16 protein-coding genes are annotated in these 21,468 nt (G+C 58.0%); 7 read left to right on the plus strand and 9 right to left on the minus strand.

Annotation, left to right across the window (positions count from 1 at the left end):
- Nucleotides 1-179: 179 nt before the first annotated feature.
- Both HQL98_09200 and HQL98_09205 read left to right on the plus strand, forming a co-directional pair.
- Nucleotides 180-1,343, plus strand: a complete 1,164-nt coding sequence (locus HQL98_09200; protein ID MBF0272225.1) for a chemotaxis response regulator protein-glutamate methylesterase — start codon at nt 180-182, stop codon at nt 1,341-1,343.
- Nucleotides 1,344-1,389: 46 nt separating this feature from the next.
- Entirely contained in the window at nt 1,390-2,265 is an 876-nt protein-coding gene (locus HQL98_09205; GenBank protein ID MBF0272226.1) for a protein-glutamate O-methyltransferase, read from the plus strand.
- A 152-nt stretch (nt 2,266-2,417) separates the two neighbouring features.
- Here HQL98_09205 and HQL98_09210 read toward each other — a convergent pair whose 3' ends face one another.
- The 4 genes from HQL98_09210 to HQL98_09225 all read right to left on the minus strand — a co-directional run bounded on the left by HQL98_09210 (nt 2,418) and on the right by HQL98_09225 (nt 6,385).
- Nucleotides 2,418-2,864 carry a hemerythrin family protein gene (locus tag HQL98_09210; GenBank protein MBF0272227.1) on the minus strand — a complete coding sequence of 149 codons (447 nt, stop codon included), beginning with the start codon at nt 2,862-2,864 and terminating at the stop codon, nt 2,418-2,420.
- 165 nt (nt 2,865-3,029) lie between these two features.
- Nucleotides 3,030-5,012 carry a lytic transglycosylase domain-containing protein gene (locus HQL98_09215; GenBank protein ID MBF0272228.1) on the minus strand — a complete coding sequence of 661 codons (1,983 nt, stop codon included), beginning with the start codon at nt 5,010-5,012 and terminating at the stop codon, nt 3,030-3,032.
- 80 nt (nt 5,013-5,092) lie between these two features.
- The gene (gene ftsY / locus HQL98_09220) at nt 5,093-6,001 is read right to left on the minus strand and encodes a signal recognition particle-docking protein FtsY (GenBank protein ID MBF0272229.1); all 909 of its coding nucleotides are present in this window, start codon (nt 5,999-6,001) and stop codon (nt 5,093-5,095) included.
- Nucleotides 6,002-6,028: 27 nt separating this feature from the next.
- Complete coding sequence (locus HQL98_09225; GenBank protein ID MBF0272230.1) at nt 6,029-6,385, minus strand: thioredoxin family protein; 357 nt, start codon at nt 6,383-6,385, stop codon at nt 6,029-6,031.
- A 267-nt stretch (nt 6,386-6,652) separates the two neighbouring features.
- On the opposite strand from HQL98_09225, the gene HQL98_09230 reads away from it, so the two are divergent.
- From HQL98_09230 to HQL98_09240, 3 genes are all read left to right on the plus strand, one after another.
- Entirely contained in the window at nt 6,653-7,696 is a 1,044-nt protein-coding gene (locus HQL98_09230; protein ID MBF0272231.1) for a TIGR04283 family arsenosugar biosynthesis glycosyltransferase, read from the plus strand.
- Between the two features lie 874 nt (nt 7,697-8,570).
- Complete coding sequence (locus HQL98_09235) at nt 8,571-9,830, plus strand: HAMP domain-containing protein (protein MBF0272232.1); 1,260 nt, start codon at nt 8,571-8,573, stop codon at nt 9,828-9,830.
- Between the two features lie 22 nt (nt 9,831-9,852).
- A complete protein-coding gene (locus tag HQL98_09240) occupies nt 9,853-11,532 on the plus strand; it encodes a hypothetical protein (GenBank protein ID MBF0272233.1) in 1,680 nt (559 codons plus the stop codon).
- Here HQL98_09240 and HQL98_09245 read toward each other — a convergent pair.
- Nucleotides 11,512-12,774, minus strand: coding sequence for a heme NO-binding domain-containing protein (locus HQL98_09245; GenBank protein MBF0272234.1), 1,263 nt, complete (start codon nt 12,772-12,774; stop codon nt 11,512-11,514). The genes HQL98_09240 and HQL98_09245 overlap by 21 nt on opposite strands.
- 272 nt (nt 12,775-13,046) lie before the next feature.
- Between HQL98_09245 and trxB the strand changes: the two genes are divergently transcribed.
- Entirely contained in the window at nt 13,047-14,006 is a 960-nt protein-coding gene (gene trxB, locus HQL98_09250) for a thioredoxin-disulfide reductase (protein ID MBF0272235.1), read from the plus strand.
- A 108-nt stretch (nt 14,007-14,114) separates the two neighbouring features.
- Here the strand turns inward: trxB and HQL98_09255 are convergent, their stop codons facing one another.
- Together HQL98_09255 and HQL98_09260 are read right to left on the minus strand one after the other, a co-directional pair.
- A complete protein-coding gene (locus HQL98_09255) occupies nt 14,115-14,774 on the minus strand; it encodes a hypothetical protein (protein MBF0272236.1) in 660 nt (219 codons plus the stop codon).
- A 159-nt stretch (nt 14,775-14,933) separates the two neighbouring features.
- Nucleotides 14,934-16,886 carry an NAD-binding protein gene (locus HQL98_09260; GenBank protein ID MBF0272237.1) on the minus strand — a complete coding sequence of 651 codons (1,953 nt, stop codon included), beginning with the start codon at nt 16,884-16,886 and terminating at the stop codon, nt 14,934-14,936.
- A gap of 398 nt (nt 16,887-17,284) precedes the next feature.
- On the opposite strand from HQL98_09260, the gene HQL98_09265 reads away from it, so the two are divergent.
- Nucleotides 17,285-19,759 carry a response regulator gene (locus HQL98_09265; protein ID MBF0272238.1) on the plus strand — a complete coding sequence of 825 codons (2,475 nt, stop codon included), beginning with the start codon at nt 17,285-17,287 and terminating at the stop codon, nt 19,757-19,759.
- Between the two features lie 9 nt (nt 19,760-19,768).
- On the opposite strand, the gene HQL98_09270 is transcribed toward HQL98_09265, so the two are convergent.
- Nucleotides 19,769-20,311: a phosphohydrolase gene (locus tag HQL98_09270; GenBank protein MBF0272239.1), complete on the minus strand. Its 543-nt coding sequence runs from the start codon at nt 20,309-20,311 to the stop codon at nt 19,769-19,771.
- A 48-nt stretch (nt 20,312-20,359) separates the two neighbouring features.
- Entirely contained in the window at nt 20,360-21,379 is a 1,020-nt protein-coding gene (locus HQL98_09275; protein MBF0272240.1) for a DUF3616 domain-containing protein, read from the minus strand.
- Nucleotides 21,380-21,468: the final 89 nt, after the last annotated feature.

Genomic DNA, 21,468 nt, shown 5'->3' on the forward strand with positions numbered 1-21,468 from the left:
AATCCAAAAAAATAGACTGTACTGTACAGTCTACATTATTAACCGTTCACCTTTTCCACGTCAAGTCATTTCTCATCCGTTTTCAAAATGCGCATTCCTCTTTTCAACCCCGCATTGACGTGGAGCCTTGAATCAAGGCATACTGGTGAGGTTTATCACATTTATTGGATGCCACACTCATGAGCCATTCCTCCAAACCCGTGACTGTCCTGATCGTGGATGATTCCGCTGTCGTGCGTCAGACCCTGACCTCCATTCTGGAATCCGATCCGAATATACGCGTTGTCGGCCAAGCCCAGGATCCGTTTGTCGCCGCCGAGAAGCTCAAAACCTTGATTCCGGATGTCATCACCCTGGATGTCGAAATGCCCAGGATGGATGGGATCACCTTTCTCCGGAAACTCATGACCCAACACCCCATTCCTGTGGTCATGTGTTCCTCGCTCACCGGCGAGGGGACCGAAACCGCCTTGCGCGCCTTGGAATACGGCGCCGTCGAAATCATCACCAAGCCGCGCATGGGCACCAAAGAGTTTCTGGAAGAGTCCCGCATCCGCATCTGCGACGCGGTCAAGGCGGCGGCCTTCACCAACGTCCGCAACCGCACGTTCGTGCGTCCGATTGCAACGACCCCATCGGCTGCGACTGGCGCCCCGGCTTCGTCCTCCCCGACTGCGGGTGGCGGCAATCCCCTGATCCACAAGGTGGCCCCCAAACTGACCGCCGACGCCATGCTGCCTCCCCTGGATCCCGGCTCCCGCGCCATGAGCCAGACCACGGAAAAACTCATCATCGTGGGGGCTTCCACCGGCGGAACCGAGGCGCTGCGGGTCTTTCTGGAGGCGTTGCCCGCCAACGCCCCCGGCATCGTAATCGTGCAGCACATGCCGGAAAACTTCACCCGCGCCTTCGCCGACCGGCTCAACACCTTGTGCCAGATCACGGTCAAAGAGGCGGCGGACAACGATTCGGTGGTACGCGGACGGGCCCTGATCGCCCCTGGCAACAAACATACCATGCTCAAACGCAGCGGCGCGCGCTATTATGTGGAGGTACGGGATGGCCCCCTGGTCAGCCGTCACCGCCCCTCGGTGGATGTGCTGTTTCGTTCCGCGGCCCGCTATGGCGGCAAAAACTGTGTCGGCGTGATCATGACCGGCATGGGGGATGACGGCGCCCGGGGCATGCTGGAAATGAAAAACGCCGGAGCCGCCACCATCGCCCAGGACGAACAATCCTGCGTGGTCTTCGGCATGCCGAAAGAGGCGATCAAACACGGCGGGGTCGACCTGATCAAACCCCTCGACAAAATCGCCGCCGAGGTGTTGCGTCTGTGTGGATAACTCAAAAAGCTGGAAATCAATTGTCTGCATCTAAGGATGGGAGCGCATGAACACCTCTTTCTCCGCCGACCAGGATCACCACTCGGGAATTTCCGACAAGGATTTCCAACGGTTGAGCGAGTTCATCTATGCCCAGTGCGGCATCATGATGCCCCCGAGCAAAAAAACCATGCTCACCGCCCGCATCCAGAAACGGTTGCGACAGGTGGGCATGCACTCCTTCAAGGAGTACATCGACTGGGTGCTGGATCCGGCCCATTCGGGGGAGGAGTTGATTCAGTTCATCGACATCGTCACCACCAACAAGACCGACTTCTTCCGGGAACCCACCCATTTCGAGTTCATGGCCCAAACCGCCCTTCCGGAGTTGATCAAGACCTCCGGGGCCGGGGTGCGGCGGGAACTGATGATCTGGAGCGCGGGCTGTTCCACCGGCGAGGAGCCGTATACCCTGGCCATGGTGTTGCGGGAGTTTGCCCAGCACTATCCGGGGATCAATTTCCGCGCACGCATCCTGGCCACCGACATCTCCAGCCGGGTATTGCGCACCGCTTCAGATGCGGTTTACGACATGGACAAGGTGGGTCCGGTGCCTTTGGGACTCAAACGCAAATATCTGCTCAAGAGCAAGGATCCCACCAAAAAACTGGTGCGCATCGCCCCGGATATCCGCGCCATGGTCAATTTCCGCCGTCTGAACTTCATGGATGCGGACTTCGGATTGCGGGAGAAAATGGATATCATTTTCTGTCGCAATGTGATCATCTATTTCGACCGCCCCACTCAGGAACGGTTGATCAACAAGTTCTGCCGTTATCTCTCCCCCGGGGGATATCTCTTCGTGGGCCACTCCGAGACCCTCAACAATCTGAAAGTGCCGGTGGTGCAGACCGCCCCGACCATCTATCGATTGCCGAATTAAAAAATCGAATCAGAAGACAGATAGAATCCGCCTGAAAACAACAAACCTCACCGTTTCTTGGCACAAGACGCTCCCCGGCTTGCACCCAGCCCCATGCCCCGTTGCCGGGTGACCTGGAGACAAGCCAGAGGAGGAGGAGTCGACGGATCGGATCACCCACTCTTCAATGCGGCGAAATACTGAGCATACGCGTAATCTTCGTGATTGACATGGTTCAACAGCCATTCCAACATCCAGCGGCGCAACTCCTTCAAGTCTTTCTCATTGCCTTCCGACACCTTCTTCTGGAACTCGTTCAACTGTTCGATCAGCGTGTTGTGAATGGTCCTGTGACGTACGAGCTCCGGATAATTGCGGGCAATGAGAGTCTCCTCCTCCTCGGCGAAATGGACCTTCGCATACGCGATCAACTCGTCACACACCGATGACAGGGATTCCCACTCATTCTGACTGAGCATCCGTTCACCCGTGGCGGCCAGACCCAGGATTTCGTCCGCATCCACAATGATCTGAAACAGCTTCTCATGAGACAGATTGAAGCGCGGCTCGCCAACATCCACCATGCTGGAAAGCAACTTGTTGTGGAATTCGTTTTTCATGCTCACCCAATCCTTTCGCCAGTCATAGTGCGCCATCCATGAATTGAAGACGATTCTGTGCCATGTTCTTTGAATACGCAACCCTTTCACACACCGGAAAGATCACAACCCACAACCCGCGGAAGTCGATCGGATTCCCCGGGATGCCCATCTTTGCTGTGTCGGTCAGGGCGCATTCCCCTCCACCCCCCCTGTACTCTTGATGGCCAACGGCGCCAACACCGCCTCACCCGGTCCTCCCACCGCCATGTCGGCCTTGATCGAAGCGGTTCCTGTCAGCAACAACTGATAGATACCCATTCCGGTCAGCACCCGCTTGACATAATTGCGGGTTTCGGAAATGGGAATCCCCTCGATGAAGGTCATGGGATCTTCCCGCAGTCGTTTTTCCCGCCACTGTTTGGCCCGGCCCGGCCCGGCGTTGTAACCCGACAGGGCCAGCACCACATCGCCATCGAACTGCTTGAGCATGCGTCGCATGTAGGCCTGTCCCAGGGAGATGTTGTAGCCCGGAGTCTGAAGACGCATCCGGGTGGATTCGGGGAACTGGGAGAGACGCGCTTCCATGCGGGCGGTCTCAGGCATCAACTGCATCACCCCAAAGGCCTTGGCCGAAGACTCGGCACGGGGAAAAAATTGGCTCTCCTGCCGCGAGGTTCCCCAGATCAGAGCCTGGGTAAGCTGCCAGCCGCCATCCGGCACCCAGCGGGGAATGGGAAACAAACCCCGCCAGAAAATCCGATCCTTGCGTTGCAACTCCGCAGCCAATTTCAGCGCCAGATCCGCCGCCCCAAAACGCAACGCCAGACAAAGCCGCTCCTCGGAAGAAAGCCCCGCCTTGTCCCCGAGCTTGATGATCTCCGGACCGGCGTACCAATCCCGTCCCACCTGTTGCAACAGCCGCAACCCCTCCAGATCCTCCGCGGTGATCTTGGGTTGTGGGCCTTGATCCGGGCAGGTGGGATCTGGATCATCCAGACGGGGCAAAGATCCGCTCAACTCTTCCCGGGCCAACAGACCGTGCAGGGTATCCAGATGACGGGAGGCGGTCTCCAGTCCCTGTTGACGGCGTTGCGGATCCGTGGTGAGACGCGCCAGCCAATACCCCCCCTGGGCGCGACCCGCGGAAGTCGCCCCCTCGTTGGCCATGATCTGGAAAATCTCTCCGGCCCGCGCCCGGTTACCCAGGTTCAGGGCACTCCAGCCCGCCAGCCACGCGGAATCCTCCAAAGCCCCGCCCTTTTCCCGCACGTTTTCTTCCAGCAGTCGGGACGCGGTCTGATAATCCTGCTTGGAAAAGACCAGTTGCCGCCCGAGCCAATAGCGCAGCTTGTGACGCTCCTCCGGGGCCAGTTCCCCCCCCTCGCGACCGGTAAGCATCTCCAGCAGGCGGGTCTGGGCTCCTTGTTTTTGCAACAGGTCGAACCGCTCCCGCCATACCTCCCGGGATTCGGTCGCAGTCAGGGTCATGCCGGCCAGCAGCGTGACCAACGTCGCATCCCCGCGACGGGCCGCATCCAGGGCACGAAAAAAATTCTGACGGGGTTGGGGCAACAACCGCAACACGACGCCAAAACCGATGGGATCCTTGCCCGCCAGGGCGCGGGCCCGGGCCTCGTGATCCGTGATCACCATTCTGGACCAGAACGGATGATCGGATCCGGTGCGGGAGACGAGATCCCATCCCTCCCGGTACAGTTCACGCCACACCGGGAAGGCATCCTCGACCCGCCCCAGCCGCAACAGTCCCCCCAGTCGCGCCAACCGGGCGGGCTGGGATCTGGCGGGATACTTGACGAACCAGTTTTCCGCCGTCTCGCCCCCCGCATCCAGCATCCGTTTTTCCATCAGTTTGGCCACCCGATCCCCCTGGGGATGGTTGGGCCAACGTTCCAAAAAAGCCTCCAGCAGGGCGTTGGTGGCCGGATAATCCGGATGCAGCAGCAGTTCCAACTCCAGATACGAGGTGAGCAGATCGTTTGCAGGCCATGCAGAACGATCCAACAGGGTCTCCAAAGGCCCATCCTGCTCCAATACGGCAAAACGACGCCGAAACCCAACCACCGGATCCTCATCGACCGCAGCCCAGGAGAGTCCGGAAGGAACCAGCAGTGTCAACACCACAACAGGAAGTAAGAGCAAATTCACCGACGGCTTCCCCATGCATTGTGTAAAGGTCAGTCAATCCCATCAGCCGTGAGTCAAACAGGCCAACCCGGACGCCAAACCTAAAAAAGCGCCTCGACAAACTGTCGCGCATCAAAGGGGCGCAAATCCTCCAAACCCTCGCCCACCCCGATGAAACGCACCGGCAGTTTGAATTTTTCGCTCAACCCCACCACCACCCCGCCTTTGGCCGTGCCATCGAGCTTGGTGACCACCAGCCCGGTGATGCCGATGGCGTCATGGAACTTCTGCACCTGACTCACGGCGTTCTGGCCGGTGGTGCCATCCAGGACCAACAGGGTTTCGTGAGGCGCGGCAGGATCCAGACGACTCAGCACCCGCTTGATCTTCTTCAACTCTTCCATCAGATTGCTTTTAGTGTGCAGCCGTCCGGCGGTATCGGCGATCAACACGTCGAACCGTCGCGCCCGGGCGGCGGCAAAGGCGTCATGTACCACCGAAGCCGAGTCCGCATCCTGTCCCTGGGAGATCACCGGACACCCGCAACGGTCCCCCCACTGCTGCAACTGGGCCACCGCCGCCGCCCGATAGGTGTCGCCGGCCGCCAACAGCACCTTCTTCCCGATGGACTTGTGATAGGCGGCCAGCTTGCCGATGGTGGTGGTCTTGCCCACCCCGTTCACCCCCACCACCAGAATCACCCGGGGAGAGACATGAGGCAGTTCGGGAACCGCCCGCAAAACCGCCTCCATGTGGTCACGAATGGTCTCGCGCAGGGCCTCACGCATGGCGTCGGCATCTTTTTTCTGTTTGCGATCCAGGCGTTCTCTGGCCTCGCGCACGATGCTTTCCGAGGTCTCCACGCCAAAATCGGCCATGACCAGTTGATCTTCCAACTCTTCCAGCAAGGACTCATCCACCTTGCCCCCGACAAACAGATCCTCCAAAGGGGTATTGAGGATCTGACGGGTTTTGGCCAGACCGTCCTTCAAACGGGCAAAGAATGACATGAAAACAATTCTCCCTTCAAGCAGGCGTCACGGAACCGAGGGTTTCCGCGCCGCGATCTTTTCCAACTCCCCCCAGAATGGCTCCTCCCCCCGATAACCACGAAACCGACCCAGTTCCCGCCCCTGACGGTCCACCAACAAAAAAGTCGGATAAAACCGAATCTCCCAGGAGAGGTTTTCCCACTCCCTGGAAGGGGAAAACTGCTCCACCACCTCCATGGGAAAACGATGTCCCAACCCGGTCCGGGGATAGACCGGAGCCACGGTTTGCATGAACGCCTTGCAATAGGGGCAATAATCGCTGGTAAAGACAACCAGACGACCGGAAACCGGTTCCGGCTTCGGCTTCGGCTCGTCGGCCAGCACAGAGGCCGCCCAACTCATGAGCAGCGCAACGACCAAAAGTGTGGAACGCCTGGGGGTGATCACGTTGGCACAATCGACCTTTCATGGTCCGAGGGTACGTAAAGAAAATTTCTTCCACCATACAACAATTCCAGCCACGAATGCAAAATTCCACAAAACACCCCCCATCAGACCGGGAGTCGCATGCCCCCGGATGATCAACGCCCCTTGGCAGGCAGCCTGTTCCGGTCCAACAATGACCTTTTGGATTCTTTCCATCCACCAATCCCACCCCGCGCCGATCCCATGACCCCACCCCGACTTTCCGTGATTGTGCCCACCTGGAACGAAGCCGCGACCCTGCCCGACCTCCTGGCCCAGTTGCGCCGCCAGACCGGAGTGACCCTGGAGGTTCTGGTCTCAGACCCCGGTTCGACGGATGGCACCCGGGCATTGGCCCACCAGTGGGGCGCCCAGGTGGTGGCATCCCCCTGTCGGGGCCGAGGGGCGCAGATGAACGCCGGAGCCAACATCGCGACGGGACGGGATCTGCTGTTTCTGCACGCCGACTCCGGCTTGGCCGATCCCCGACTGTTGCAACGGGCGCTGGTCCACCTGGACCACATCCGCGCCCACTCCGGGGATCGATGGGCCGGGCACTTCCGGTTGCGGTTCGTCGATCCGCCCTTCGCCCCCCCCTGGATTTTACGTTATTTCGAGCACAAAACCATGCTCAACCGACCCGAAGGGATCCACGGTGACCAGGGGTTGCTGCTCTCTCGCCGTTTTTTCGAGGAACTGGGAGGATTCAACACCGGACTGCCCTTTCTGGAAGACCAACACCTCTCCCGACAGGTGGCCCATCTGGGCCGCTGGACCACCCTGCCCGGCACCCTGGAAAGCTCCGCCCGACGCTTCCGTCAAGAGGGGGTAATCCGGCGCATGCTGCTCAACGCCATGATCCTGACCAGCTTCCACACGGACTTTGCCGGATTTCTCCAGCACGCCCCCACCCTCTACCGGACCCAGGACGCCACCCAACCCCTGCGGCTGATCCCGTTTTTGCGTCTCATCCGCGACCTCGACCGGGCAACAAAGCGGATCGAAGCCTGGCAACGCTGGTATCGCATCGGTCGATTCCTGCGCCGCAATTTGCTGTGGCAACTGTTTTTTCTGTTGGATCTGCTGGTCACACCCCTCCGCCCTCCGGAGCGTTTTCCCCTGCTGGCATTGCACGATCGGGTGGTGCAACCCCTGCTGGATTTCACCCCTTTGGACGCGGTGTTGGCCCTGCTGACCCGGCTCGGAACCACCCTGGCCACTTTTGAAAGTTGCAAATCACGAAAATAGATGATAACATATTGCTGAATACTGTTTTCAACACAACCAACGATCTCCTGGAGTCCCACGCATGCGACTTGCCGACATCAAGATGCGTCCCAAACTGCTTGGCCTGTTTCTGCTGGTGGGCTTGGCCCCCCTGGCCATTGCCGGCTGGTATGCGGCCAGACAAGCGGATCAGGCCATCATGAAGCAAGCCTTCAACCAATTGAACGCGGTTCAGGCGATCAAAAAGGGACAAATCGAAAAATTCATGTCCGAGCGCTTCGGGGATCTGAATGTCCTGGCCGCTTCCGGAGATGTGAAACGGGCCATCGAGAGTCTGGAAGCGGCCTTCGAGGTGGATGGCAAAAAAACCGGCGGACCCAAATGGAACCAGGAAGTTCCCATCCATACCCAATGGCTGGATCACTTCACCAAAGAGTATGGCTATTATGATCTATTCCTGATCGCCATCGATGGCGACGTGGTGTATTCCTTCGCCAAGGAGTCGGATCTGGGCCAGAATCTCCTCACCGGCCCCCTCAAGGAGAGCAGTCTGGGCAAAGCCTTCTCCAAGGCGATCACAAACAACGCCACCAGTTTTGGCGATTTCGAGCCTTACGCCCCGTCCAAGGGAGAACCCGCCGGATTCATGGTGGCGCCGATCCAACACAACAACAAGCCAATCGGCGCCATCGGGCTGCAACTCTCCCTGGATGCCATCAATGCGGTCATGCAGCAACGCGACGGCATGGGTCAAACCGGTGAAACCTATCTGGTCGGCTCGGACAAACGGATGCGCTCCGATTCCTTCCTGGACAAACAGGGCCATTCGGTGAAAAGCTCCTTCGCCGGATCGGTGGAGAAAAATGGTGTGGATACCGAAGGCTCCCGCGAAGCCCTGGCGGGCAGGAACGGTACCAAGGTGATCATCGACTACAACGGCAATCCGGTGCTGTCCAGTTTTTCGCCGATCAAGGTGGCGGATGCGGTCTGGGCGGTGCTGGCCGAAATCGATCTGGCAGAGGTGCGTCAACCCATCGAAGCCCTGATCCTGACCATCGGCCTGTTGGGCCTGACCATCGCGGTGGTGGTGGGATTGATCGCGTTGTATATCGCCAACAGCATTGCCAATCCGCTGATCAAGGGGGTGGAACTTGTCCAAACTGTGGCCAGAGGAGATTTGACCGCCACCATTCAACTGGATCAGAAAGACGAAGTAGGCCTGTTGGCCAACGCCCTCCTGGAAATGCTGGAAAAACTGCGTCAGATCATCGGCGAGGTCTCCATCGCTGCCGAACAGGTCTCCGCCGGCAGCCACGAAATCTCCAACTCCGCGCAAAATCTCTCCCAGGGGGCCACCGAACAGGCCGCCTCGGTGGAAGAGACCTCCTCATCCATGGAAGAGATGGCTTCCACCATTCAAACCAACACCGACAACGCCAATACAACCCGTACCATTGCCCAGAAAGCCTCCAAGGATGCCGCAGCCGGGGGAGAGGCGGTCAATCAGGCGGTCACCGCCATGAAACAAATCGCCTCCAAAATCGGCATCATCGAAGAGATTGCCCGTCAAACCAATCTGCTGGCCCTGAACGCCGCCATCGAGGCGGCCCGGGCCGGGGAACACGGCAAAGGATTCGCCGTGGTGGCCGCCGAAGTGCGCAAACTGGCGGAACGCAGTCAGGTGGCGGCGGGAGAAATCAGTCATCTCTCCTCTTCCAGCGTGGGCATTTCCGAGCAGGCGGGCCAGATCATCAACCAGTTGGTTCCGGACATCCAGAAAACCGCCGAACTCATCCAGGAAATCGCCGCCTCCAGCCAGGAACAAAGCCAGGGGGCTTCCCAGATCAATCAGGCGATCCAGCAACTGGATCAGGTGATCCAGCAAAACGCCGGAGCCTCCGAAGAGATGGCCGCCACCGCCGAAGAACTCAATGCCCAGGCCGACATGATGCGCCAATCCATCGCCTTCTTCAAACTCGGCGATCAACCCGCCCAAACGGCCCGGAAACCCGCTCCCGCCCGTTCCAACAAACCGCTCCAGATCGCCACCCGCCATGCCGCCGCCCCCAAGGCGCTCCCGGCCCCCGGCAAACGCTCCGGTGGCGTGCCCCAGCTCAAATCCAGAACCTCGGATGACGAATTCGAGTCCTTCTGATCCTCCGCCAGGAGCCTCGGCGATGGCGCGGGATCCGGTCACGGTCAATCCGGATGCGGACGCGCCATCGCTGCGGTCTGATTACATCACCCGCAATCAAACCCGTTTCCTGGAAGCGGTCAACCGTTTCAACCGGGAATCCCCTCCCGGTCCCGCCGGGGTGTTTGCGGGGCTGTTCGCGTTTCACTGGCTGCGCCAGGAGATCCACCCCCTCCACCGCAACCCGATCCTGGCCATATCCCGCAATCCCGACCACGCCTGGCTGGCCACCCTGCTGGATCAGGCCCACGATCCGGACCATTTCGTGGCCGGTTTCCTCGACCACTGGCATCACGCCCCTCCCGATCACCCCAAAGCCGAAGCACTGCGCGCTTGGCACACCCAGCATCCGGTCAATCCCCAGGCCGCCATCCTGGCCACATGGCAACGGATGAACCCCTTCGGCTACGGCCTGCAAGAAGGCATCCGCCACATCCAGCAGCACCAGAAAACCATCGCCTCGGAGACCGGTGGACCCCTGGACCGGGAACGAATGGCCCTGGTGGATGGATTGCCCTCACCCGGATCCGTCAAACCCTGGTCCAAGGCGGGATTCATCCCCCGCATGGCCTGTTCCCAATCCTGCCGCCACTGCATGTTCGTATGGCGGGATCCGGTCAAACAGCCCCTGGATCCCACCCCGCTGCTGCATTGGATCAACCGTCACACCCCCTCGATTCTGTTCACCGGGGGAGAGTTGCACGATCAATTGCCTCTCTTTCATCAAGCCATCCGGGAAATGGATCGGGTGCAATCCTTCGCGATTCTGCTCAACGGCGCCACCGCCGACTCACCGGACGCGGCCAAGGCCCTGTTTCAATCCCTGGAAGAGGCCCGCAGCCGTCGTCCTTCCCGCAGCCAACCCGCCGGGATCACCCTGCAAATCAGTTTCGACGAATATCATCAAGAGATTCTGGCCAATCGGGACGGATCCCTCCGGGAACGCATTCCGGTGGCCCATATCGCCCATCTGATTCGGGCCTCGGTGGCGTTTCCGCACATTCGTCTGGTCCTGCTCCACAAACAAAACCGCCTCAACTTCTCCCGCGCCCTGCTGGAACAAGGGGTGATTCCCAGACTCATCCGGGCACTCCAGGCCCAGGGGGAAGAGTTGCGTCTGATCCGTCACGCCCTCTCCCCACGCCTCAAGGCGGATCCGGTGGATCGGAATCGCACCGGCCCGATCATCCGCGATGCCGTATTCGCGCTGGCTTCCCACCCGACCCATCCGATCCACTGGATGAGTTCCACCATCGACGCCTATGGCCGGGCCGCGTTACTCGATCCGAGCGAATACGTGAACGAACGTCTATATCTGCGAGACATTCTCGACCACGGCGCCCCGGACGGGGAACGGTTCGACACCGATCCCATGATCCGCGCCGACGGCATGGTGAGCTGTTTTGCGGCCAATCATCTGTGGTTGGGAAATCTGGGGGAGGAGAGCCGGGAGACCATTTTGGCCCGACACGGCAAGGATCCGCTGCTCAAAGCCCTGGAGCGGTTCGATCCCAGGGTGCCACGATTTTATCAAGAGGCTGCCCAGGATCTGGAAACCCGGATCGCCCAGGCCACCGGACCCCATCATCTGTTTCATCATTTGACCGAACGGGCCGGGATGCGTCTTTATCTGACCCGCAGACTACTTGGCATTCCGGGCTGAGGCGACCTTGGCCTGAAGGGATTCCATGGCGTCGTCGTGCATTTTGGTGGAGTATTGCTCCATGACCATGCTGTCCCGTCTGGCCAACGCGGAAAAGACAATCCGCATGGCCATGGAGCCATCCATGGGGGAAACATCCAGAATATTGCCTTCCAGAACCATCGGCACCGGACCCAACACGATGGTATCGTCCAACTCGACATATTTCAAAGGCAACGAAAAATCCACGGAGACCGGCTCGAACAGCAACACCTCCGGCAAACGACACCCCTTTTCCAACAAAACGCGCACGCCGCCGCTGGCGACATTCAGGATCATCCCGCGAAACAGCCGTTTGCCCAGTTTCATGCTCACCGGCATGGGTTTGTCCGGAGACACCCGCAAAAAACGACGACATCCGACCGCCCCATCGGTCAGACGAATGTTGACCAGCGAAGCAAAACCCTGGACCCCATCCACCTCGCGGATCAACGCCTTGAGCCCCTGGGGCAGGTGGGGCAGAGAAAGAAAGGTCTGTTTTTCCTCTTTCATGGTGTGCAACTGCATGGGAGGCACCTGAACCAGCACCTCTTCCTTGCTGTAGCGCAACACCAACCCCAGATCGGAAAACGGCACCCCCTGAAACGAATTATAAAAGGTGATCTCGGCAATCCGACTGTGAACCGTGCCGAACTCCCGTTCGATGTCCACATAACGCAGGAAAAACGGATCATCCAGAAAAACCGACATCCGGCACAAAGGCGCCTCCTGGAGCATGCAGACATGTTCCTTGAAGGCGATCGGCTCCTGAAAAAACAGCCCCAGACCGCGAATGATCCCCTTGAGCAAGGCGCACAGCTTGCGCCGTGACACGTAGGCCACCGCCACTTCGCCATGCTTGAGCCGATAGGTGCGGATGTCCGGGGGCATGACTCCGGATTCGATATTGGCGAACGGGGCCAATACATGGCTTTGCAGATGTTCGAGGATATCGAGGGTTTTCCACTCTTTGCGCAGAATTCCCATGGAACGACCCATGGTCACGAGACCGGGACTCATGTGCTGGCCAAACAGTTCCAGGGTCTGGGTGAGGGGCTGCTTGAGCTGTTTGGCGGAAAGCTCGAACAGGTCACTGGCCAGAGAGTCCGGGTAGTAGCGATCCGGCTCGAACTCCTGATCATGAAGGTTGGCTGCCTGAAGGGCACGGCTCCACGCCCCCTCGCCCAGGCGGGCTTCCAGAAAATCCTCCAATGCCAGAAACATGATGCCATGCATATCAAGAAACCGAAACAAGTACCGTGTTGAACAGGGCCAGAAGAGCGGGAAGGACAATCCTCTGGTGTCAAAATACGCCAAAACCCGCCAGGATGAAATGGCCATACCCATGTTCGGAAGCCCAGGCCAGCATTTTTTCCCGGGAAACACCACTCAGGAACGTTTTTTTCCTTTCGGCCCCGGGTGCTGGGCGGCATTATTCAAATCTGTTTGCACCCTTTCAACCCCCCTATCGAAAAAAAAAGCTCGGAGTCTCGCACATGGCGAAGGAAACCCATCATCGATTGATCATTCTCGGTTCCGGACCGGCTGGCTACACTGCGGCCATCTACGCGGGTCGCGCCAACCTGAAGCCCGTGTTGATTCAAGGCATGCAACCCGGCGGCCAATTGACCACGACCACGGAAGTGGACAACTTCCCCGGTTTTGAACAGGGCGTTCAAGGCCCGGAACTGATGGAAAAAATGCGTGCCCAGGCCGAACGGTTCGACGCCTCCATGGTCTACGACACCATCACGACAACCGATCTCACCACCCGTCCATTCCGGCTGATCGCCGACTCCGGAGATGTCTATACTTGCGACGCCCTGATCATCTCCACCGGCGCCTCGGCCCGCTGGCTGGGTCTGGAGTCGGAACAAAAACTGAAAGGATTCGGGGTGTCGGCCTGCGCCACCTGTGACGGATTTTTCTTCCGGGGTCAGGAGATCGCCGTGGTGGGCGGTGGCAACTCGGCAGCCGAGGAGGCGATTTTTCTGACCAATTTCGCCACCAAGGTCTATCTGGTCCACCGTCGGGACCGGCTGCGGGCCGAACAGGTCATGCAGGACCGGGTGCGCAACAATCCCAAAATCCAACCGGTCTGGAACTCGGTGGTGGAAGAGATTCTGGGAGAGGCCGGCAACGGGGGAGTGCGGGGAATCCGACTGAGAAATGTCAAGAATGGCGAAATCCAGGAATTGCCCTTGACCGGGGTGTTCGTGGCCATCGGTCACTCGCCCAACACGGAGATTTTCGGCGATCAGTTGGAAAAAGACGAAGCCAACTACCTGATCACCAAACCCGATTCCACCGCCACCACCATTCCCGGTGTCTTTGCCGCTGGTGATGTGCAGGATCGGCATTACCGTCAGGCCGTTACCGCCGCCGGCACCGGGTGCATGGCCGCCCTGGAAGCCGAACGCTACCTCACCGAACTGGACGATTCGTCACACAGCTAAACCAAACCATGACCGTCTTGTCCCTGGGGTGGACCAGGGACAAGACGGTCATCACTGGCATAGATTGCGTCAATCCTGCATTTCAGGATCTCGAATCACCAATCCCGCTCAATCCCCGGAATTCTTGCCATTCGACTGCCCGGACTTCTTGGCATCCTTCTTGGCGGCATCCTTCTTGGCACCCTCTTTCTTGGCGGCATCCTTTTTGGCGGCATCCTTCTTGGCGCCGTCCTTTTTGGCGGCATCCTTCTTGGCACCATCCTTTTTGGCGCCGTCCTTCTTGGCGGCATCCTTCTTGGTGGATTCCTTTTTGCCGACTTCTTTCTTGTCCGCTGTTCTTGCCTTGGAATCCTGTTTGGCAGAGTCCTTGTTCGCGGATTTGTTCGCATCATCCTTTTGATCTTTCGACTTTGAGGCATCCGCGGATTTGGAACCTTTGGTAAATTTACCGTTTCCGCTCATCTGATTGTTTGAAAAATCCCCAACATACTTATCGCCGTTCGGATAAATGAACGTACCCTTGCCATCCATCTTATTATTCTTGTATTCTCCGGTATAGACGCTTCCATCCGGATAGGTAAATTTACCTTGACCATGAATCATGCCATTCTTGTATTCTCCGGTATATTTACTGCCATCCGAATACGAGTAAGTCCCTTTCCCGTTGACACAGTCTCCGGAAATACATCTTTCCTGAGCCTGCCCTGTCGAGACGGTAGCAAAAAACAATAACAGAGCAACCAATACTTTTGAATACGGAATTTTCATGTCTTGCATCCTTGTAGCAAAGAAAAAAGAGATCCAGCTCGCGCCATGGTCCGGCATGGGGCGGCAATCCAAACACTCGACACTGAGATCATCCTTGGGCTGATTTCCCATAATACGTCATCGGAGGTTGACCTTGCCAATTTTTTTTTCAGTTTCCGATCAACTCTTCAGGATCATGGCTTTCAGGCGGGACAGATCCGCCCGTTTGCCCAGGCACACCAACAGGTCATTGGAGGCGAAACGGTAGTCGGGACCGGGATTGAACAGCAACTTTTCCCCGGGTCGCTGCACGGCCATCACGCTGCATGCGTAATCCGCACGCAGCGCCGACGAACCCAGCAACACGCCATGCAGTTGAGATCCCAACGGAATGCGCACCGGTTCCATGGCCAATTCCACCAGGGGACGGGCCGGATGACCATGCCCCCCCAAAGCCTCGCTCATGACATCGAGTTGGGCCGGATGACCCAGACACACCACCACATCCCCCACACTGAAACGCAATCCCGGTTTCGGGGTGAAATGAATCTGCTGTCCCCCGGACACAGCCACAGCCACCACCATCAGGCTGAACCGCTCGCGAATCTGCGCATCCTGAAGCGTCACCCCGTCGAGGAAAGAGCCGGCCTGCACCTGAAATTCCGCCACCTCCTGATCTTCGAGGGGATTGCCTGCCGCCTTCATCGCCGAGGCCCGTTTCAACCGCTCCAGATCATCCTTGTGGCCCAGACAGATGATCACGTCGTCCGAACGGAGCATATGGTTGGCCTGGGGGTTGAAGGTCAACCCCTCTCCTTGCGAAATGATGCCGATCACAATGGCGTTGAAACCATGGCGCAGATCCGAATCCCGCAACGTCACCCCATCGAAGACCGAGCCGGGACGAATGGCAATCTCTTCCATTTCAAACGCGGCGTGGGCCTGATCCAAAGCCAGACGCAAAAACTGCAAAGCTCCGGGTCGCAAGGCGGTCTGCGCCATCTGTTGTCCGGCGTTTTGAAACGGCAAAATCACCCGATCCGCACCCACCCGTTGCAGACGCTGTTCGGAACTGGGCTGGCCACCACAGGCCACAACAAAACATTTAGAATTGATCTCCCGCACCAAAAGAATAATATAAACATTGGTCGCCTCATTGAGAATGGCGATGATCACCCCCACAGCCCGGGACAATCCGACCCGCTCCCAGGTCTCCTGAGCCGTAGCATCCCCCTGAACCGCGATCCATCCCTCGCGAATGGCCCGATCCACCCGCTGCTGATCCAGATCGATGGCCACAAAGGGTTTCTTCTCATTGAACAGATTCTGGCAAGCCACCAGACCCAGAGCATCGAGACCGCATACGATGAAATGGTTGCGCAGGCGTTCGATTTGCCGCTCCATGTGAAACTCCTTCAGGTTGAACAACCGATCGGTAAAAACCGACACCACCAACGAAGTCATCAAGACCGTGATCGACATCCCGGTCAACACCCCCACGGAGGCGATGACCCGTCCCACCTCGGTCACCGGCGCAATGTCACCATAACCAACCGTGGTAATGGTGATGATCGACCAGTAGACCGCGGCTCCCAAAGAACTGACCTTGTCGTTGACCCCGTATTCGGCCAGAAAAAAGGCCACAGCCACAGTCCCCCAGATGACCACCCCGGCCAGCAACAACGACACCATCTCGTAGCGTCGTTCTCCCAGAATGCTGGTCACAAAGGCGATGCGCCGCGAATAACGGAAAAACTTCAACAACTGGATGACGCGAAACAGACGAAAAAAACGAAAAGTCGGCAGAATCGCCAACAGATCGATCAACGCCAAGGGATGAAACATCCAACGCAGCTTGTTCAGCGCCGCATGATACATTCCATCCAGAATTTCCCGATGTCGGGAAGAACGATAAATCCGACGACGGTATCGCTGCACCGCCAAACGATAGTCATCCCGAATCGAGGTACTGGTCCACCACCTCAACAAATACTCGCACACAAAGATATAATAAAACATATGATCGAAGAATACAAACAACGGGTGATGAGCAAACACGTCCCGTTCCGGATCCTGGGCATGATGGGCATTGACAATCAGCACCCCCAAAGACAACAAAAGCACTGCCATCATAAAAAAATGATACCAGCGTCGATAAGGACACGTAGGCTCCTCCATGACCCAATGAATGAAGCGCTTAACTTTCTGGTAAAGGCTGATCGATTCTTTTTCCATGAATTCCGCTGGGTCACTGCGCGAGAATAAAGATCCGATGGAATCGGGTACGGGATCCGGTGTTGTCAGGACATTCATAACAGTCCCGGGCCGAAACGACAGGCCATGCGGTTTTTTATCCCAGCCCACCCGACACGTCAACCTTCTGCACCGATTTCCGGATCGATCCGGGGGAATCGAAAATATTTTTCACTTGCATTTTTTCAAAAAAAGGGTGCAATAATCTGAAGCGAATGTCCCAGCTTTCGATCATGGCTCTTCACACGCATTACACATGGATCACAAGGAGTCGTCGGATGAACGAGAGATCCCGCAGCCATGCGTGGCGCACGGTCAATCGACTCTCCCTGGCTGTCCTGGTGGGCTGGACACTGGTTGTCGTCAGCGTGCTCATTTTGACTCTCCGCCAAGAACATCATCATGTATTGGATCAGGCCCGTGCCGAGGCCGTCACCCATCTGAACAAGGATCTCTCCTTTCGACAATGGGCCACCTCCCATGGGGGAGTCTATGTAGTGCCGAGCGCAACCACTCCCCCAAATCCCTATCTGCAACACCTGCCGGACCGAGACGTGACCACCAATCTGGGACAGAGTCTCACCCTGATGAATCCGGCCTACATGCTGCGGGAAGTGATGGAACGCTATACGGAAAGCTATGGCGTGCGTGGTCATATCACGGGTCTGTATCTGCTCAACCCCAACAACGCCCCGGACCTCTGGGAACAAGAGGCGCTCAACGCCTTCGAGCGGGGGGAACGGGAACGCATGGAACAGACCGAAATCGACGGCAAACCCTATCTGCGACTCATGCGGGCCATGATCATGGAACAGGGATGTCTGAAATGTCACGCGGCCAGCGGCATTCCCGTGGGTGGCATTCGGGGCGGAATCAGCACCGCCGTCCCCCTGACCCCCTACCTGAACGGCATCAAAACCATGACCCGTACCCTGGTGATGGGACATATGCTGTTCTGGTTGGCGGGTCTGGTGGCCTTGTGGTTCGGACGCCAACAAACCTTACGCTTTCTGGAGACCCAGGCCCAGACCCGGTTGGCCCTGGAAGAACGGGAAGCCCGTTTCAAAAGCATTTTCTTCGACTCCCCCAGCGCCTTGTGGGAAGAGGATCTTTCCGAGGTCAAGCACTACCTGAATACCCATCATCCGAATGTGACCACCATCACCCCGGAAATCGCCCTCGAATGCGCACGACGCACCCGAATCCTGTCGGTCAATCAGGCCACCCTGACCCTGATGAAAGCCCGCGACAAAGAGACCCTGCTGGCCAGTGTGGAACCATTCCTCGACGCCAACTCCCTGAAGGTATTCGGACAGGGATTGCAAACGTTTCTCCAGGGTCAAACCCGCTTCATCGCCGAAGCCACCCAGATCACCCTGACCGGAGAAGTGATCTGGGTCTCCATCTCCTCCTCTTTGGCTCCGGGGTGCGAAACCGACTGGAGCAAAGTCTTCGTCTCCATGAACGACATCACCCAGCGCCGACAGGCGGAAACCCAACTGCGGGATGAACTGGAACGCAACCGCTATCTGACCCGGGCTTTGGATCAGGATCTGCTCCGCCGCAAACAGGCGGAAGATGCCATGCGACAGGCCAAGGAGGCCGCCGAACGGGCCAACAAGGCCAAAAGCGAATTCCTGGCCATCATGAGCCATGAAATCCGCACCCCCATGAACGTGGTGATCGGCATGGGGGATGTGCTGCTGGAATCCCCCCTCAACGACGAACAAAGGGAATACCTGAAAAAACTCCAGGACGCAGGATCAGGACTGATGGAGTTGATCAATCAGATCCTGGACCTCTCCAAGATCGAAGCCGGACACCTGCGCATGATGGAAGAACCGGTCAACGTGGGGGAAGTGGCCTGCGAAGTGGCGGGTCTGTTGCGTGTGGTCGCCACAGGCAAAGGACTGAACCTGGAATGCGCCATCGCTCCCGGACTGCCGCCGCGCATCATGGCCGACCGGATGAGACTCAAACAGGTGCTGTTCAATCTGTTGGGCAATGCCATCAAGTTCACGGATTCGGGTCAGGTATCCCTGTCGGGACAACTGGATCCCAATCGACCGGATGAACTGCTGCTGATGGTCCACGATACCGGCATCGGCATCAGTGCGGAAATGAGCCACACCATTTTCGATCCTTTCACGCAAGTGGATTCCAGCGTCACCCGTCGCCATGGCGGTACAGGACTGGGGCTGACCATCTCCAGACGCATCGTGGAGTTGATGGGCGGTCGCATCACCCTGGAAAGCCAACCCGAATCCGGCAGCCTGTTCCGGGTCAACCTGCCGATCCGTCCGGCAGAGGAGGTTCACCCTTCCATCACTCCCCCGGCTCCGCCTGCGGGCAATCAACCCTGTCCGGCGTTGCGCATTCTGCTGGTGGAAGACTCCGAGGACAACCGCCTGCTGATTCGCACCTTTCTCAAAAGCACGCCCCACCACCTGGAGATGGTGGAAAATGGTGAAGAGGCGGTGGAAGTGGTCCAGACCCAATCCTTTGATCTGGTGTTCATGGATGTGCAGATGCCGATCATGGACGGCTATACCGCCACGCGCCTGATCCGCGCCTGGGAACGGGAACACCACCACCACCCGCTCACCATCATCACCCTCACCGCCCATGCCCTGGACGGGGAAGCGGATCGAAGCCGGGAGGCGGGTTGCGACCTCTATTTGAGCAAACCCATCAAGAAACAAAAACTTCTGGAGGTGATTCAACAGTTCGGCGCCACCCGCAACCCGGCCTGATCCCTCTGTTCACCCCTCGGGAAACAGCTCCGCGAACCGGGCCAGAAAAGCCCGTTTCGCCTCTTCCGGAGACCAGCCGACAATCTCCAATCCAGGCACCGGATCGGGCATCCGGCCCCAGGATGCCGGTTCCGGCCCCATCAGCACCGCTTTTTCACTGGCCAGCAACGCCAGATCCGCCTGTTTCACCCCTTCGGGCGGCTCGGGTGAGTCCAGTCCGAAACGGTCGGCAATCACCGCAAGCAAACGCTCCTCCCAGGGATGAAAGGCCGGCAAGACCCGCTTCACCGGCTTGGGAATGTCGGAAAGATAAGCCTCCGCGGCATCATGCAGCAATCCCCAGCGGGCATCCCCGGCCCCCACCACCCGTGACACATACACCGAATGTTCCGCCACGGAATAAAACTTTTGGCAGTGTCCATTGAAACGACACAGCATGGACAAGGCGTGGGCGATGTCCAAAATGGCGATCTCTTCAGGCCGGGCATCCATGGGCCAGAATTGAATGCCTGTATAGGTCTGAATCCACGCCCCGTCCCGCTGCTGCCCCATGATCGCGCTCCACTCGTTTCCATTCACTGTCGGGATGAAATCACCCCGCTATTTCTTGGCAACCTGACACTCCATGACAAAGCCCATTTTGTCGCTGACCATCAGCAACCGCATCGGCTCGCCCGGTTTGGAAAGTACCGTCACCCCCTCGGCCCGGAAGCCTTTGGGAATTTTACCCACCCAGGTCACCTCATCCTGACTCTCCTGCCACCACCCCAACTGAAACGGCAAATCACTGCCCGAACCAGTAGCTCCCACCAAGATCAGGAATTCATTGTTCTTGCTGCCGGGGATCGCGGTCATGTCCCGGATGCCCGCCGACTCTTTCTTGCCGATATCAAAATCTTTTTCCAGTTTCAAGGCGTGCCATTTGACCACCGACGGCTTGCCCTGGGGATCCACACGGGTGGCCAGCACATGCATGCGCCCGTCGGTCACCGGTCCACGGAAGCCAAAATACAACTGGTCATTCTGGGCGGCCAGCCCTTCCACATTGATGCCATCCTCGCCCTCTTCGGTATTGATCTTCTTGTTCCAAGGAGGCGCGGCGGATTGGGTCAACCAGCTCTGAAAGCCCTCTCCGGAGGGAATCTTACGGATCGACTCCGCCACCCAGGGTTGCTGGGGCGTGGTCCCCTTGACGAGACGGAATTGCAACACAGTATCCCGTGCCTTTTTGTTGTTCAAACTGTGGGAGGCGGAAGCCACAAACTCACCATTGGGCAGACGGGCAATGCCTTCCAGATCCTTGGGACGATATTGATCCACCAAGGAAGCCGTCAAAAGAGGAAAGGCACGAATGGTTTTGCCATCCTTGCCATCCACGACGCTGGAGGGCTTGAACACAAACAAGGAATGGGGAGAGGCTTCATCGGAAACCGCCACCGCCATTTCGGAGACCGGATCCCAGGCCACCCCCGACGGCTCCAACGCGTCTTTCTCCGCCACCAGACGAGGCAACTTCTTGACTTCGTCCGGACAGGAAAGCTTCCACGCTCCGGCCTGGGCATCTCCCAACAGACCCAACACCATCAACAATCCAAAACCGGTTGAAAAGATCTTTTTCATATCATCCTCCCCATGTTTTCGATAAAAAAAACGCACACCGGATTCCGAAATTTCTGAATCACCAAGTGCGTGGAACAAAGGCGTCGTCA

The sequence above is a fragment of the Magnetococcales bacterium genome (assembly GCA_015231755.1).
Lineage (GTDB): Bacteria > Pseudomonadota > Magnetococcia > Magnetococcales > Magnetaquicoccaceae > Magnetaquiglobus.

What these genes read in the sequence shown, in the direction of transcription:
- HQL98_09260 (MBF0272237.1), bottom strand. Translation starts at nt 16,886, where the DNA reads ATGATGGCAGTGCTTTTGTTGTCTTTGGGGGTGCTGATTGTCAATGCC.
- HQL98_09240 (MBF0272233.1), top strand. Translation starts at nt 9,853, where the DNA reads ATGGCGCGGGATCCGGTCACGGTCAATCCGGATGCGGACGCGCCATCG.
- HQL98_09255 (MBF0272236.1), bottom strand. Translation starts at nt 14,774, where the DNA reads ATGAAAATTCCGTATTCAAAAGTATTGGTTGCTCTGTTATTGTTTTTT.
- HQL98_09265 (MBF0272238.1), top strand. Translation starts at nt 17,285, where the DNA reads ATGAACGAGAGATCCCGCAGCCATGCGTGGCGCACGGTCAATCGACTC.
- HQL98_09230 (MBF0272231.1), top strand. Translation starts at nt 6,653, where the DNA reads ATGACCCCACCCCGACTTTCCGTGATTGTGCCCACCTGGAACGAAGCC.
- HQL98_09205 (MBF0272226.1), top strand. Translation starts at nt 1,390, where the DNA reads ATGAACACCTCTTTCTCCGCCGACCAGGATCACCACTCGGGAATTTCC.
- ftsY (MBF0272229.1), bottom strand. Translation starts at nt 6,001, where the DNA reads ATGTCATTCTTTGCCCGTTTGAAGGACGGTCTGGCCAAAACCCGTCAG.
- HQL98_09200 (MBF0272225.1), top strand. Translation starts at nt 180, where the DNA reads ATGAGCCATTCCTCCAAACCCGTGACTGTCCTGATCGTGGATGATTCC.
- HQL98_09245 (MBF0272234.1), bottom strand. Translation starts at nt 12,774, where the DNA reads ATGTTTCTGGCATTGGAGGATTTTCTGGAAGCCCGCCTGGGCGAGGGG.
- HQL98_09225 (MBF0272230.1), bottom strand. Translation starts at nt 6,385, where the DNA reads ATGAGTTGGGCGGCCTCTGTGCTGGCCGACGAGCCGAAGCCGAAGCCG.
- trxB (MBF0272235.1), top strand. Translation starts at nt 13,047, where the DNA reads ATGGCGAAGGAAACCCATCATCGATTGATCATTCTCGGTTCCGGACCG.
- HQL98_09270 (MBF0272239.1), bottom strand. Translation starts at nt 20,311, where the DNA reads ATGGGGCAGCAGCGGGACGGGGCGTGGATTCAGACCTATACAGGCATT.
- HQL98_09275 (MBF0272240.1), bottom strand. Translation starts at nt 21,379, where the DNA reads ATGAAAAAGATCTTTTCAACCGGTTTTGGATTGTTGATGGTGTTGGGT.
- HQL98_09210 (MBF0272227.1), bottom strand. Translation starts at nt 2,864, where the DNA reads ATGAAAAACGAATTCCACAACAAGTTGCTTTCCAGCATGGTGGATGTT.